The sequence below is a fragment of the Streptomyces sp. SYSU D01066-1 genome, assembly GCF_054956795.1.
The window spans coordinates 329,580-342,514 of the sequence record NZ_JBUDHV010000001.1; the positions used below are offsets into that span (position 1 = coordinate 329,580).

Here is a 12,935-nt window from a genome sequence, read left to right on the forward strand (position 1 = left end):
GCGCCGGGCCTGCGCAAAGGCCCGCCGGTACTACGGGCCGGGCTACGCCTCGGCGCCGGCCTTGCGCCGCCGTACCGCGAACACCGCGCCGGCGCCGGCGACGACGGCGAAGCCGCCGGCCAGGCCGACCATCGGCAGCGCGGAACTCGAACCGGTCTCGGCCAGGCTGCCGGTGACCTTCGGCGTGTCGGCCGAGGGCTTCTCGCTGGTCACGGGCACCTTGCCGCCTGTCTGCGGCTTGGTGCCGGAGGTGTCCGTGCCGGCGGCGACGATCTGGAACTTGTAGGCGACCTCGATGTCACCGAAGCACAGGTCCTCGTCGGCGTAGAGGGTCGAGCCGATCGTGAAGGCGGCTCCGGCCGGCGCACCGGCGGCGACGTTGAGGCGCAGCGGAACCTCGGCCTCGTAGCCGGGCTCGAGTTCCTCGGTCAGGCCGGCGTAGCCGATGGCGTAGCCGTACTCGTCGAGGTCGTACCAGGTCTTGACCTCGGGGTCGTACGCCTGGAGGCGGACGGTCCGGCTGGTGAACAGATCGCCGCCGCTCTTGTCCGCGGCGGCGCTGACCAGGTAGGCGAGGCCGATGATGGTGGTGTCGGACGTGTTCTTCACGGTCAGCGAGAACGTGTGCCAGCCGCTGCCCGCCGCGATCTTGCCCGGCAGGCCGGTGATGTCCGAGTCGACCACGTCGGCCACGCACTCGCTCGGCTCGGGGTCCGGCGCCTGCGGCTGCTCGGGCTTCGAGGCGCTCGGCGACGGGCTGCTGGAGCCGGTGGGCGAGGCGCTCGCCGAGGGTGACTGGCCGGCGCCCTCCGTCGGGGCGGCGCTCGTGGAGGAGGTCTCCTCGGGCGCGCTCTCCGGCGCGGAGGTGGACGGTGCCGGCGGCGTGCTCTCGGCGGCCGGCACGCTCGCGGAGGCGCTCGGTGAGGCGGACGACGTTTCTCCGGTGGCGTACGCGGCCGGAGCGGCGAGCAGCGCCACGGGGGCTATCACCGCCGTCGCGGCCGCTGCTGCCATGGCGCGGCGAAGCTTCATGAACACCTCGGGAAGTCGGGCGTACCGCTGGGACGCGGCACGGATGTCGAAGGAAGCCTCCGCGGTGGGGCGCGGCCGGGGCTCTCGGGTCAGCAGGTTGGATCGGTGAGACCGGCGAATGGTTGTCCGCGTTTTCATGGAATTCTCATGTGGCCTGGGTCACTACCGTCCGGCACGGAGCGCTCACCGTCGGCTGTCGCTGTCGCTGTCGCTGTCGCTGTCGCTGTCGCTGTCGCTGTCGCTGTCGCTGTCGCTGTCGCTGTCGCTGTCGCTGTCGCTGTCGCTGCCGCTTCTGCTGCCGCTGTCGACGGGCCGGGCGGCATGGTGAAGGGCCCCGCGGCCGATGACCGGGGGCCCTTCACCGACCGGTACCGGCGTCAGGGCGGCACCGGTGCCCGTGGAACGGCGCCGGGGGGTCGCGCCGCTGGTCATGGACGACCCGGCGCTTCGGCGCGGGAGTGTCGGACCACGTAAGCCACGTAAGGGGAGAACTCGGGCTGTGAACGCATCGTGCTGGACGGGGAGCGGGCTCCGCAACCGTTTGACGCGGACTTGAACATTCCTGGACATGTACCGTCGGTCGGCCCCGGGCGTCCCCGGAGCCGACCGTTCTCTTGGGTGACCGGGCTGCTGTCCCCTGCCGTCCGGTCACTTCCTGAAGCGAGGTCCCACGACGTACGGCACGATCCGTACGTCTCATCGCTCCAGCGAGCCACGCGTGGTTCTTTCGGGCCCGCCCCTGGCTGGCACGGACACCGGGACCAACGAAGCGACGCGGCCACCGGTCACGCGCCGTACGGGTGAGAACGGCCCGAACTCGGATGCGACCGGATCGGACGGCTGGATCGGACGGTCGGCTCAGGCGGTCGGCCCAGACCGCCGGCTCAGACCGCCGGCTCAGGCGGCCGGCTCGGACGCGGCCGGCTCAGACGCGGCCCCGGCACAGTTCGAGGAGGGTCATGGCGAGGGCGGTGCCCGGCTTGCCCAGGGCCTCGCGGTAGTGGGAGAGGACGTCCATCTCGCGGGAGAGGTTCACGCGCCGGCCGCCGGAGGCGATCCGGGCGTTCTGGATGACGGCCGAGACGGCCATGCGTTCCTGGATCAGGCCGATGATCCGGTCGTCGAGCGCGTCGATGCGCTCCCGGGCGCCGGTGATCACGCCGGCTGCTTCAGGGGTGTGGGCGCCGGTGGCGGTCACACCGGTGGTGGCGGCGGTGGCAGCGGTGACGGTGGCAGTGGTGGTGGCGGTGGTCATGGGGCTCCTCGTCGGAGGGGCGCCCCGGAACGGCAGGACCGGGAGAAACGCCAGGCGCCCCGGACCTTGTCGGCCCGGGGCGCCTGGGAAGTCGCTTGTCAGTTGCTCAAGCAGCACGACCATGGCAGCCGGTGGGCCGGGTGCCATAGGTGAACAGGAAAGCCTGCTGTGGAGTGAGCATGGGCCCAGTATGCCGGGGGGACGCACGGTGGCCAAGCCCTTCCGCATGGTGAGACCCGCCACGGCGTCCGCGGCCGGGACGGGCCACGTGCCCGCCTCGGTAGAATCGAAGTCACAAGACCCCCGCCCGACCGCCGGAAGGCACCTCGTGTCATCAGCGACTCCCGCTGCCAACGCCGCCCCCGACACCGTTCTGGTCGTCGACTTCGGCGCGCAGTACGCCCAGCTCATCGCCCGCCGAGTCCGCGAGGCCCGGGTCTACAGCGAGATCGTGCCGAGCACCATGCCGGTCCAGGACATGCTCGCCAAGAACCCGGCGGCCATCATCCTCTCCGGCGGCCCCTCCTCCGTGTACGAGGAGGGTGCCCCCCGCCTCGACCGCGAGATCTTCGAGGCCGGCGTCCCCGTCTTCGGCATGTGCTACGGCTTCCAGCTGATGGCGCAGTCCCTCGGCGGCACGGTCGACAACAGCGGTGCCCGCGAGTACGGCCGTACCGACCTCGCCGTCTCCCGGCCGTCCTCCACCCTCTTCGAGGGCACCCCGGCCGAGCAGGCGGTCTGGATGTCGCACGGCGACGCCTGCTCCGCCGCCCCCGAGGGCTTCACCGTCACCGCCTCCACGGACGTCGTCCCGGTCGCCGCCTTCGAGAACGACGAGAAGAAGCTCTACGGCGTCCAGTACCACCCCGAGGTGATGCACTCCACGCACGGACAGCAGGTGCTGGAGCACTTCCTCTACCGGGGCGCGGGCCTGGCCCCCGACTGGACCACCGGCAACGTGATCGAGGAGCAGGTCGCCGCGATCCGTGAGCAGGTCGGCGACAAGCGCGCCATCTGCGGGCTGTCCGGAGGCGTGGACTCCGCGGTCGCCGCCGCCCTGGTCCAGAAGGCCATCGGCGCCCAGCTGACCTGCGTCTACGTCGACCACGGCCTGATGCGCAAGGGCGAGACCGAGCAGGTCGAGAAGGACTTCGTCGCCGCGACCGGCGTGCAGCTGAAGGTGGTGGACGCCGAGGAGCGGTTCCTGACCGCGCTGAAGGGCGTCTCCGACCCGGAGGAGAAGCGGAAGATCATCGGCCGGGAGTTCATCCGGGTCTTCGAGCAGGCCCAGGCCGAGATCATCGCCGACGAGGGCCCCGCCGTGGAGTTCCTCGTCCAGGGCACCCTCTACCCGGACGTGGTCGAGTCCGGCGGCGGCACCGGCACCGCCAACATCAAGTCGCACCACAACGTCGGCGGGCTCCCGGAGGACCTGGAGTTCAAGCTGATCGAGCCGCTGCGCAAGCTGTTCAAGGACGAGGTCCGGATGGTCGGCCAGGAGCTGGGCCTGCCGGAGGAGATCGTCCAGCGCCAGCCCTTCCCGGGGCCCGGCCTCGGCATCCGGATCGTCGGCGAGGTCACCAAGGAGCGGCTCGACCTGCTCCGTGAGGCCGACGCCATCGCCCGCGAGGAACTGACGGCGGCCGGCCTGGACCGCGACATCTGGCAGTGCCCCGTGGTCCTGCTCGCCGACGTCCGCTCGGTCGGCGTCCAGGGCGACGGCCGCACCTACGGCCACCCGATCGTGCTGCGGCCCGTCTCCTCCGAGGACGCGATGACGGCCGACTGGTCCCGGCTGCCGTACGACGTGCTCTCCAAGATCTCGACCCGCATCACCAACGAGGTCAAGGACGTCAACCGGGTCGTCCTCGACGTCACGTCGAAGCCGCCGGGCACCATCGAGTGGGAGTGACCCCTGTGTGGCCCTAAGCGCGCTTGACGGTGCGCAGGGGCTTTCCGGGCTGCCAGACCTGGACGACGAGATACGCGTCGTCCTCCACGGAGGTCCGCACGACCTCCGTCAGCTCGGTACGGAAGAGGTGGAACGGCTCCGGCGGTTCCACCTCTTCGACGTATCCGGCCTTCGTCTCCGCGTCCTCGACCTCGAACGCCCGGCCGCCGATCCGCACATCACCGCCGCCCATGCCGGTGCCCTTCCCGGGATTGGCCTGGAGCGCGAAGCGCGGATCGCGGCGCAGGTCCAGGGCCTTGAGCGAGCCCGGCATCATACCGAGCCACAGCTCACCGGCGAGGAAACGCACCTCCAGACCGCTGGTCCGGGGCGAGCCGTCCTTGCGCAGGGTCGCGAGGACGTGGTGGGTGAAGGCGCCGAAACGCCGCTCCACGGTCGCGGCGAGAGCGGGTTCGGCGGCGGCGAAGAAGGCCCAGTTCGCTGTCATGCGCCGAGTCTCCCGCCCAAACCAGACATCCGCTGTCGGGTATCGGTCGGACGGCACCACCAGTCCCGCACATTTACGGAACAGAACTGTCTTCCCCGGCTGACCGACGGTAACTTCACGCCCCGTGAACCAACCCAGTGCCGGAGGACACATGCACGGGACGTCCGGGGCCGCTCCGCCCCCGCCACGGCCACTCGACACGCTCCAGTTCGCGATGCCGCCGATGCACGAGTCGGTCGCCGACGAACGCCGGCACCGCAAGGAGCGGCTGGCGGGCGCGCTGCGGCTTTTTGGGCGGTACGGGCTGGAGGACGGCGTCTCCGGGCACATCACCGCCCGCGACCCCGAGTTCACCGACTGCTTCTGGGTCAACCCCTTCGGTCTGCCGTTCCGGCACGTCACGGTGAGCGACCTGGTCCTGGCCAACGCCGACGGCCAGGTCATCGAGGGCCGCTACCACGTCAACCAGGCCGCCTTCACCGTGCACTCCCGGGTGCACGCCGCCCGCCCCGACGTCGTCGCCGTGGCCCACTGCCACTCGGTGCACGGCCGCGCGCTCGCCGCCCTCGGCGACCTGCTCGACCCCATCACCCAGGAGAGCTGCGCCTTCTACGAGGACCACGCCCTCTACGACTCCTACAGCGGCGTCTCGGTCGACGCCGAGGAGGGGCGGCGCATCGCCGCGGCGCTCGGCTCCCGCAAGGCGCTGGTGTTGCGCAACCACGGGCTGCTGACGGTCGGCGACTCGGTGGACGCGGCGGCGTGGTGGTTCCTGTCGATGGAACGGTGCTGCCAGGTGCAGCTGACGGCCAAGGCGGCGGGCCGTCCCGTACTGATCGAACACCGGCGGGCGACGGCGACCTGGGAGCAGCTCGGCGGGGACCTGGTGGCGTGGATCAACTACCAGCCCCTGTGGCGCGAGATCAGCCGCGACGAACCCGACCTGCTGGACTGACGGGGGTGACCGGTCTGACCGGTCTGACTGGTCTGACGAGGGTGACTGGTCTGACGGGGCCGGCCGGTCTGGCTGGTTCGGCCGGTCTGGCGGGGCCGGCCGGTCTGGCGGGGCCGACCGGTCCGGCTGGTCCGGTGGGTTCGGCGGGCCGTGGAACAGCGGCGCCGAGCGGTGCGGACCCGGGGTGATCCTGACCGTACCGCCGCTGAGGGCCCAGGCTCCGCCGCACTGGGTGATCTCGGCGTGAGGGAGTCCCCGTAGCCGGGTCAACATCGCGGGCCTCGCGTCACTCTTGCTGAGCAGGGGAGGCCGGGGGCGCCCGGCGCGAGCGGGGCGGTGTAGGGCACAATTCGCTGTCGTCCCGGGGGAGTTGCGGGTCCGGTCGCAAGGGTGCGGAAGGTGGATGTCGGGCGTGGCGGTGCAGGAGGCGAGACACGGTGGGGCGGGCGTGCACGGCGGCGGGTGCACGTGCGGGGACTGCCCGCACGGCGCACGTGAGGGCCATCGGCGGGCGGTCGCCGATTTCGCCCTGCGCAGGGACGCGTTCGCGGCCGGGCAGGGGCTGCCGGCCGCGGTGGCCCACTCGGCGTCGGCCTCCCGGCAGTGGGTCTCCGAGGAACTGACCCAGTCCGCCGGACTCGTCGCCGAACGCGGCCGGGCCGAGGGCGGCGCCTGGCTGGCCGGCCTGTGGCGCCGCACGGCCGGCGCGGCGCTGGCTGCCGTGGTGATCCTGCTGCTGGTGCAGGCGCTCACCGCGGTGGGCGCCGGCTGGACGCCCGCCCGGACCGCCGGTCTGGTGGCGGCGCTGGTCGTGGCCGGGGCGCTGACGGCGGCGTCCTGGTTCCACCGGGCCCGGGGCGGTGCGCTGGCCCCGGTCATCGGCGAGGACAACCGGCTCTCCACGTCCCGCGCCGTGGCGGTGGCCTGGGTGCTGTTCGTCGCCTACGCGGTACTGGTACTGGTGGGGCAACTGGCGCTGGCCTCCGCACACGGCGACCGGGACGCGCTCATCTCCGGCCTCGAACTGCGCCGGGGCGCCGGTGTGGTGACCGTACTCGCGGTGGTCTGCGGGATCGCGGTCCTGGTACGGCGGGTGGTCGGGCTGCGGGTGCTGGGACAGCGGCTCCAGAAGGTACGGGCGGACCGGCCGCGCGCGGCCGATCTGCTGACGGACGACGCCGGACGCGGCACCTTCGCCGACATCCAGTACGTCGTGATGAACGGGATCGCCCTGGTGTTCGGGGCGGTACGGCTGGCCCGCCGGCCGGAGCAGTTGCCGGACCTGCCGTGGGGGCTGGCGGTCGTGGTGCTGGTGTCGGCGGCGACCTACCTGGCGGGCAAGTACGCCGAGGGCGGCCGTCCGGTGGTGCTCTCGGTGGTGCGGGCCCGGGAGGCCGGTGCTCTGGACGGGCCCATCCGCACGGGCGACGACATCGAGATCCGGGGCGCCGGATTCGTACCGCCGGGGGCGCAGAGCGCGGACCGGCTGTCCCGGATGGTGGTGCGGATCGGCGCGGTCAATGTGCACGTGCCGCTGGTCCCGGTCGCCGGGGGCTTCAGCAACCCCACCGACACGTTGCTGACCGTGCCCGTACCGGCGGACGTGGAGCCGGGGCGGGTCGAGGTGCAGGTGGTCACGGCGGCGGGAGTGGAAACCAACCGGTGCGTGGTCGATGTGACGGAGTGAGGGCGGACCGGCCTCCAAACGGAGCGGTCCGCAAACAGGCGGGTTTCCGAGCGGACGGGTTTCCGAGCGGAGCGGTTTCCGAGCAGAGCAGTATCCAATCGGTCGGAGGGCGATCCGGTCGGGAAAAATCTTGGCCGGTGGGGATTGAGCGTGCCCTCCACGTCGTACGTATGGACATCGAAGGGGGTCTTGGCACGCGGCGGGCGAGAGGCGGCTGGCAGCGATGGCTCATGGCATGCGGACGGACACGTCCCCCGGCGGCAGCACCCTGGACTGGCGCGAGCGGGCCACCCGGTACGCACTCCTTCCCCTGCGGGTCTTCCTCGGCATCACCTTCGTCTACGCCGGCATCGACAAGCTGACCGACAGCGCCTTCATGAAGGACTCGGGCGCTGGTTCCGTCGGCGACATGATGCGGACCGTCCGTGACTCCTCGGCCATCCCCGCCCTCGTCGACCTCTCGTTGCGGAGCCCGTCCGGTTTCGGCTACGCCATCGCCTTCGGGGAACTGGCTGTCGGCATCGGCACGCTGATCGGCCTCCTCACCCGCCTCGCCGCGCTGGGAGGCGCCCTGATCTCGCTCAGCCTGTGGCTGACGGTGAGCTGGGCCTCCGACCCGTACTACTACGGCAACGATCTGGCCTACCTCATGGCATGGATTCCTCTCGTACTGGCGGGGGCGCCGGTGCTGTCGGTGGACGCGGGGTTGCGCGCGCGCCGACGGCGACGAGGTGCTTATCGGTGATTCGGTGATTCGGTGATTCGGTGATTCGGTGGCCCGGTGGCCCGGTGGCCCGGGAAACGGAGGAGTGGGAACGAGGGAACGGGCTGGCGGGTCTGTTGTGCGGTCCTCCGCCCGGTCTCAACCTCGGGTGTCCGCGTGGGGCCCCGCGGGGTCGGCCGGGCCGCGGTCAGGCGTCCGCCGGCGACGCCGTACACCGTGGGCCAGCGTTCCCACCGCACCCGCGAGACAGAGACCGCCGACGACGACGGGTATCACCACGAACCACGGCGTCTGCCACGCACCGCCCGCGTCGCCGGCGTAGACGACGCCCGCCGCAGCCAGGAAGGCCCCGGCCACCAGCCGTCCCGGCTGGAACTCATGACGCAGCACGACTCACCTCCACCTGGCCGAGGCCGACCTCCACGTCGAGGCCGATCGTCCCGGCGCCCGCACCGCCCCCGGTCGGAGCCAGAGTCACCCGCTGGCGCTTGTCCGGTGCCACGTCCACGTCCTTCTGATCGTCGCCCGGCAGTTGGATGTCACCCAGTCCGACCTCGATGTCCAGCCGCACCGTCACGTCCGGCGGCACGATGACCCGTATTCGGCCCAGGCCCGCCTCGGCCCGGGTGGTGACCGTCCGGTCCGTGTCCAGGTCCAGCCGGGACAGGTCCAGGGTGCCGACGCCGGTGCCGATCTCGTACTGCTGCTTCACCTCCGCCGCCGAGGCGGGTGTCCAGTCGGTGCGTACCCACTCGGTGCCGATGTCCTTGGGCAGGGCGGCCGACGCGGCGAGCAGCGCCGCCGTGACGATCGCCAGGAAGACCGAACCGGCTCCCGTGCGCCCGAGGAAGGCGCTGACCGCGATGCCCAGACCGAAGGCGGTCAGCGCGCAGGCCAGGCCGGCCTGCAGACTGGTGCCCAGCGTCTGCTCGCCCCAGGCCGCCCGGGTACCGAGGGCGCCGGCGACGAGCGCGAGCAGGAAGACCCAGCCGCCGATCCTGCGAGGACCGCGCGGCCTGGGTGGCCCGGGACACGGGACACCCGGACATACACGGTCATGGTCGTGGTCTCCCAGGCTGATGTTGACGGCCGCCGCTATGTCCCGGTCGCGGGCGTCGCTCGGCCCCCACAGATAACCCGTGCCACTGACCTGGGAGCCGTCCTTGACGATGGGGTCACGCCACCAGGACGGCCAAGTGATGACGACCGGCGGCGCCTTCGCCTCGGGCGGGGCGTCGGCGACGGCCTGCGCGGCGAGCGGGTCGGGCCCGGGGGCGCCGCGCTGTTGCGACCAGTACCCCGCGCCCGCGAGAAGAAGGGAGAGGACCACGGCGAAGGTGAGCACCACGCCGTTGTTCAGCATGGTCAGGAAGACCCCGCAGCCGACCAGGGCGAAGAGCACGGCTGCCAGCGCCTGGCCGTCGACGCGCCCGGTCAGCAGCTTGCGCACCTCGTTCTCGTCCTCGTCGTGGGCCGGGACGAACAGCCACGCGAAGCCGTAGAAGAGCAGGCCGAGGCCGCCGGTCGCGGAGAGCACCGCCAACGTGATCCGGAAGATCACCGGGTCCATGTCGCACTGCCGGCCGAGCCCCGCGCACACCCCGGCGACCACCTTGTGCCGCCGGTCGCGGCGGAACCGGTGCGGGGGCCCGGGTTCGCCCGTCCCGTCCCCGGCAACGGTGCCGGCGCCGGGCGTGGCCTCCGCACCGGGTGCGGTGTGCCGCGGCCGGGCGCCCCGTGGCGGGCGCGGGCCGGTACCGGGTCCCGTACCCGCCGCGGCGCGCTCGTTTTCTGTCATGCGTCCATGGTGGCGGGCGCGGCGCCGCGGCGGCAGCCGGTACGACCCTGGTCGGACCCTGATATCGGCCCTGACGAGGCGCCGGGGAGATGTTCGACGACACGCCGCCCCGAAGATCAGGGGAGTCTCCGGGGTACACCCTGATGTCCTGTTTCCGGGGCCGTGTGACCATCGTTGGCATGCCGGAAGCCACAGCAGCGCCAGTCGTCGAGCCATGGCCGCCGCGCAAGCTCTACCGCAGCAGTGACGGACGCTGGCTCGGTGGAGTGGCGCGGGGGCTCGCGGGCCACCTCGGGCTGCCCGTGATCTGGGTGCGGCTGGTCTTCGTCGGCCTGTTCGTGGCCGACGGGCTCGGCGCGCTGCTCTACGCGGCGTTCTGGTTCTTCGTGCCGCTCGGCGTCGGCGGAGTCGACGCGCAGAAGCCGCCGTCCCTCGTCTCCACCGAGACCTCCCCGGACGGCCGCCGCAGGCTCGTCGCCCGCAGACCGGACAAGGGACAGATCGTCGCCCTGCTCCTCATGGTCGCCGTGGCCATGGTCTTCGTGGGCAACGTGAATCTGAGCGGCGGGGCCAGGGCCTACCTCTGGCCGGCCGTGCTGGTCGGCGCGGGCGTCGCCCTGGTCTGGCGGCAGGCGGACAACGCCCGCCGGGCCCGCTGGGTCGAGGCCGGCCGGCGTCGGCGCACGGTCCGGCTGCTGCGCGCGGTGGTCGGGGTGCTGCTGGTGACGGCCGGTGTCTCCGGCATCTTCGTCCTCCAGGGCTCCGCGGCCCACCTCGGATCCGTGCTCCAGGCGGCCCTGGCGGTCCTGGTAGGCATAACGCTGCTGGCCGGGCCGTATCTCGTGCGCATGACGCAGGACCTCTCGGAGGAACGCCTGATGCGCATCCGCGCCCAGGAGCGCGCCGAGGTCGCCGCCCATGTGCACGACTCGGTGCTGCACACCCTGACCCTGATCCAGCGCAACGCGGAGAGTCCCGGCGAAGTGCGGCGCCTGGCCCGCGCCCAGGAGCGGGACCTGCGCGCCTGGCTCTACAAGCCGGAGGGCAACGGCAAGGACGAGGACGACGAACCGGCCACCCTCGCCGAGGCCGTGAAGCGCAACGCCGCCGAGGTCGAGGACAAGCACGGCGTCCCCATGGAGGTCGTCGTGGTCGGCGACTGCCCGCTCGACGAACGGATCGGGGCACAGATGCAGGCCGCGCGCGAAGCGATGGTGAACGCGGCCAAGTACGGTGGCGAGGGCGGCGCCGTACAGGTCTTCGCCGAAGTCGAGGGCAGGACGGTCTTCGTGTCCGTCCGGGACCGGGGACCCGGCTTCGACCTCGAATCGATACCCGCCGACCGGATGGGTGTCAGAGAATCGATCATCGGCCGCATGGAGCGCAACGGCGGCACGGCGCGGCTGCGCGCGGTGCCCGGCGGCGGCATGGAGGTCGAGCTGGAGATGGAGAGGGCGGAGAAGACGTCATGAGTGACCCGACCGAAGCGAACGCGGGATCAGCCGAGTCGGCCGGCGGTGCGGCCGAGCGGCACGTACGCGTGGTCCTCGTCGACGACCACCGCATGTTCCGTACGGGTGTGCAGGCCGAGATCGGCCGGACCGAGCAGACCGGGGTCGAGGTGGTCGGTGAGGCCGCCGACGTCGACCAGGCCGTCACGGTCATCACCGCGACCCGGCCCGAGGTCGTCCTGCTCGACGTCCACCTCCCGGGCGGCGGGGGTGTCGAAGTCCTGCGTCGCTGCGCTCCGTTGATGACCGGCGCCGAGCGGCCCGTGCGCTTCCTCGCCCTGTCCGTGTCGGACGCGGCGGAGGACGTGATCGGCGTGATCCGCGGCGGTGCGCGGGGCTATGTGACCAAGACGATCACCGGCGCCGACCTCGTCGACTCCGTCTTCCGGGTCCAGGAGGGCGACGCCGTCTTCTCGCCCCGCCTGGCCGGCTTCGTCCTCGACGCCTTCGCCTCCACCGACGCCCCGCCGGTCGACGAGGACCTCGACCGTCTCACCCAGCGGGAACGCGAGGTGCTGCGCCTCATCGCCCGCGGCTACGCGTACAAGGAGATCGCCAAGCAACTGTTCATCTCCGTCAAGACGGTCGAGTCCCACGTCTCGGCGGTCCTGCGCAAACTCCAGCTGTCCAACCGGCACGAGCTGACACGGTGGGCCACCGCGCGGCGCCTCGTCTGACGCGGCTCGCGCCGGGGACTTGTCTGACGCGGCTCGCCCTGGGGTCTTGTCTGACGCGGCTCGCGCCCGATGGTTTCGCCGGGGCCGGCCGGCGTCGCAGGGGCGACGGGGTAGCTGCAGTTCCCCGTTTTCCTTCTCGTCTTCCTTCCCGGCTTCCGGAACGAACGCCGTTCCGCGTCACCGGAGTCCGAGGTGCTTGACACCAACCGGGTGGCTCCGGTGGACGGCGTCTCGTCCACCGGAGCCGCCCGGACCGGGGCCGACGGGTTCGGGGCGTGGATCATCCGCCCGCCCGCTCGATCCGCGTGGCCGAGTCCAGGTGCCGGTCGGGCTCGGCGCGGCACGGCCGGTCCCGTCCCACCCGAGGTGCGGAATCGGGGCCCGGCGGCCGTGCGGAGCATGATGCCGGAGAGCGCCCGGGGGCTGGTGGTGAGCCGGGTCCGTGCCCTTCATTAGGCTCCGGGCTCATGGACGTACTCATCCACCTCTTCGTCGGTCTGCACATCATCGGCATCGCGGCACTGCTCGGCGGCTTCCTCACCCAGATGAAGGCGATGGGCGAGGGCACGGCCCGCTTCGGTCCGGCGATGCTGCACGGCGCGCTGACCATGCTGGTCACGGGGGTGATCCTGGTCGGGCTGAACCAGGCCGACGGGCAGTCCGTCAACAACATCAAGATCGGCGTGAAGCTGGCCGTGCTGGTCGTGATCCTCGGCCTCGTCTACGTGAAGCGGGACGAGGAGAAGGCGGAGAAGGGCCTGTTCGGGCTGGTCGGCGCGCTGACCATGGTGAACGTCTTCATCGCGGTGCTGTGGACCTGAGCGCCGGCCGCGTGGACACGGCCGGCGCCGGGGACCGGAGCCGGGGAGCGGAACCCGCTCAGGCCGGGCGGAGCGG

13 protein-coding genes are annotated in these 12,935 nt (G+C 71.9%); 8 read left to right on the plus strand and 5 right to left on the minus strand.

Going from position 1 to position 12,935, the window contains the following annotated elements:
* Positions 1–42: 42 nt before the first annotated feature.
* Positions 43–1,014 carry an LPXTG cell wall anchor domain-containing protein gene (locus ACY1JF_RS01605; RefSeq protein WP_462703107.1) on the minus strand — a complete coding sequence of 324 codons (972 nt, stop codon included), beginning with the start codon at positions 1,012–1,014 and terminating at the stop codon, positions 43–45.
* A 136-nt stretch (positions 1,015–1,150) separates the two neighbouring features.
* On the opposite strand from ACY1JF_RS01605, the gene ACY1JF_RS01610 reads away from it, so the two are divergent.
* Positions 1,151–1,360, plus strand: a complete 210-nt coding sequence (locus tag ACY1JF_RS01610) for a hypothetical protein (protein WP_462703108.1) — start codon at positions 1,151–1,153, stop codon at positions 1,358–1,360.
* 597 nt (positions 1,361–1,957) lie between these two features.
* Here the strand turns inward: ACY1JF_RS01610 and ACY1JF_RS01615 are convergent.
* Entirely contained in the window at positions 1,958–2,287 is a 330-nt protein-coding gene (locus tag ACY1JF_RS01615) for a chorismate mutase (RefSeq protein WP_462703109.1), read from the minus strand.
* 328 nt (positions 2,288–2,615) lie between these two features.
* On the opposite strand from ACY1JF_RS01615, the gene guaA reads away from it, so the two are divergent.
* Complete coding sequence (gene guaA / locus ACY1JF_RS01620) at positions 2,616–4,199, plus strand: glutamine-hydrolyzing GMP synthase (RefSeq protein WP_462703110.1); 1,584 nt, start codon at positions 2,616–2,618, stop codon at positions 4,197–4,199.
* Between the two features lie 13 nt (positions 4,200–4,212).
* On the opposite strand, the gene ACY1JF_RS01625 is transcribed toward guaA, so the two are convergent.
* Positions 4,213–4,686, minus strand: a complete 474-nt coding sequence (locus ACY1JF_RS01625; RefSeq protein ID WP_462703111.1) for a pyridoxamine 5'-phosphate oxidase family protein — start codon at positions 4,684–4,686, stop codon at positions 4,213–4,215.
* Between the two features lie 151 nt (positions 4,687–4,837).
* Between ACY1JF_RS01625 and ACY1JF_RS01630 the strand changes: the two genes are divergently transcribed.
* The 3 genes from ACY1JF_RS01630 to ACY1JF_RS01640 all read left to right on the plus strand — a co-directional run bounded on the left by ACY1JF_RS01630 (position 4,838) and on the right by ACY1JF_RS01640 (position 8,073).
* A complete protein-coding gene (locus ACY1JF_RS01630) occupies positions 4,838–5,641 on the plus strand; it encodes a class II aldolase/adducin family protein (protein ID WP_462703184.1) in 804 nt (267 codons plus the stop codon).
* Positions 5,642–6,053: 412 nt separating this feature from the next.
* Positions 6,054–7,328, plus strand: a complete 1,275-nt coding sequence (locus ACY1JF_RS01635) for a hypothetical protein (protein WP_462703112.1) — start codon at positions 6,054–6,056, stop codon at positions 7,326–7,328.
* A 235-nt stretch (positions 7,329–7,563) separates the two neighbouring features.
* Positions 7,564–8,073 carry a DoxX family protein gene (locus ACY1JF_RS01640; protein WP_462703113.1) on the plus strand — a complete coding sequence of 170 codons (510 nt, stop codon included), beginning with the start codon at positions 7,564–7,566 and terminating at the stop codon, positions 8,071–8,073.
* A gap of 117 nt (positions 8,074–8,190) precedes the next feature.
* Here the strand turns inward: ACY1JF_RS01640 and ACY1JF_RS01645 are convergent, their stop codons facing one another.
* Positions 8,191–8,442 (minus strand): hypothetical protein, encoded by a 252-nt coding sequence (locus ACY1JF_RS01645; RefSeq protein ID WP_462703114.1) that lies wholly within the window; start codon positions 8,440–8,442, stop codon positions 8,191–8,193.
* A complete protein-coding gene (locus tag ACY1JF_RS01650; RefSeq protein WP_462703115.1) occupies positions 8,429–9,850 on the minus strand; it encodes a PspC domain-containing protein in 1,422 nt (473 codons plus the stop codon). The genes ACY1JF_RS01645 and ACY1JF_RS01650 overlap by 14 nt, the downstream gene beginning before the upstream one ends.
* A 179-nt stretch (positions 9,851–10,029) precedes the next feature.
* Between ACY1JF_RS01650 and ACY1JF_RS01655 the strand changes: the two genes are divergently transcribed.
* From ACY1JF_RS01655 to ACY1JF_RS01665, 3 genes are all read left to right on the plus strand, one after another.
* Positions 10,030–11,322 (plus strand): ATP-binding protein, encoded by a 1,293-nt coding sequence (locus ACY1JF_RS01655; RefSeq protein WP_462703116.1) that lies wholly within the window; start codon positions 10,030–10,032, stop codon positions 11,320–11,322.
* Positions 11,319–12,038 (plus strand): LuxR C-terminal-related transcriptional regulator, encoded by a 720-nt coding sequence (locus ACY1JF_RS01660; RefSeq protein ID WP_462703117.1) that lies wholly within the window; start codon positions 11,319–11,321, stop codon positions 12,036–12,038. Before ACY1JF_RS01655 ends, ACY1JF_RS01660 begins: the two co-directional genes overlap by 4 nt.
* Positions 12,039–12,505: 467 nt before the next feature.
* Entirely contained in the window at positions 12,506–12,859 is a 354-nt protein-coding gene (locus ACY1JF_RS01665; RefSeq protein WP_462703118.1) for a hypothetical protein, read from the plus strand.
* The last annotated feature ends 76 nt before the right edge of the window (positions 12,860–12,935 follow it).

Bases quoted from the DNA above. Each gene is read 5' to 3' on its own strand.
- ACY1JF_RS01610 (WP_462703108.1), top strand. From the start codon at position 1,151: ATGGTTGTCCGCGTTTTCATGGAATTCTCATGTGGCCTGGGTCACTAC.
- ACY1JF_RS01660 (WP_462703117.1), top strand. From the start codon at position 11,319: ATGAGTGACCCGACCGAAGCGAACGCGGGATCAGCCGAGTCGGCCGGC.
- ACY1JF_RS01605 (WP_462703107.1), bottom strand. From the start codon at position 1,014: ATGGCAGCAGCGGCCGCGACGGCGGTGATAGCCCCCGTGGCGCTGCTC.
- ACY1JF_RS01615 (WP_462703109.1), bottom strand. From the start codon at position 2,287: ATGACCACCGCCACCACCACTGCCACCGTCACCGCTGCCACCGCCGCC.
- ACY1JF_RS01650 (WP_462703115.1), bottom strand. From the start codon at position 9,850: ATGACAGAAAACGAGCGCGCCGCGGCGGGTACGGGACCCGGTACCGGC.
- ACY1JF_RS01665 (WP_462703118.1), top strand. From the start codon at position 12,506: ATGGACGTACTCATCCACCTCTTCGTCGGTCTGCACATCATCGGCATC.
- ACY1JF_RS01640 (WP_462703113.1), top strand. From the start codon at position 7,564: ATGCGGACGGACACGTCCCCCGGCGGCAGCACCCTGGACTGGCGCGAG.
- ACY1JF_RS01625 (WP_462703111.1), bottom strand. From the start codon at position 4,686: ATGACAGCGAACTGGGCCTTCTTCGCCGCCGCCGAACCCGCTCTCGCC.
- ACY1JF_RS01655 (WP_462703116.1), top strand. From the start codon at position 10,030: ATGCCGGAAGCCACAGCAGCGCCAGTCGTCGAGCCATGGCCGCCGCGC.
- ACY1JF_RS01630 (WP_462703184.1), top strand. From the start codon at position 4,838: ATGCACGGGACGTCCGGGGCCGCTCCGCCCCCGCCACGGCCACTCGAC.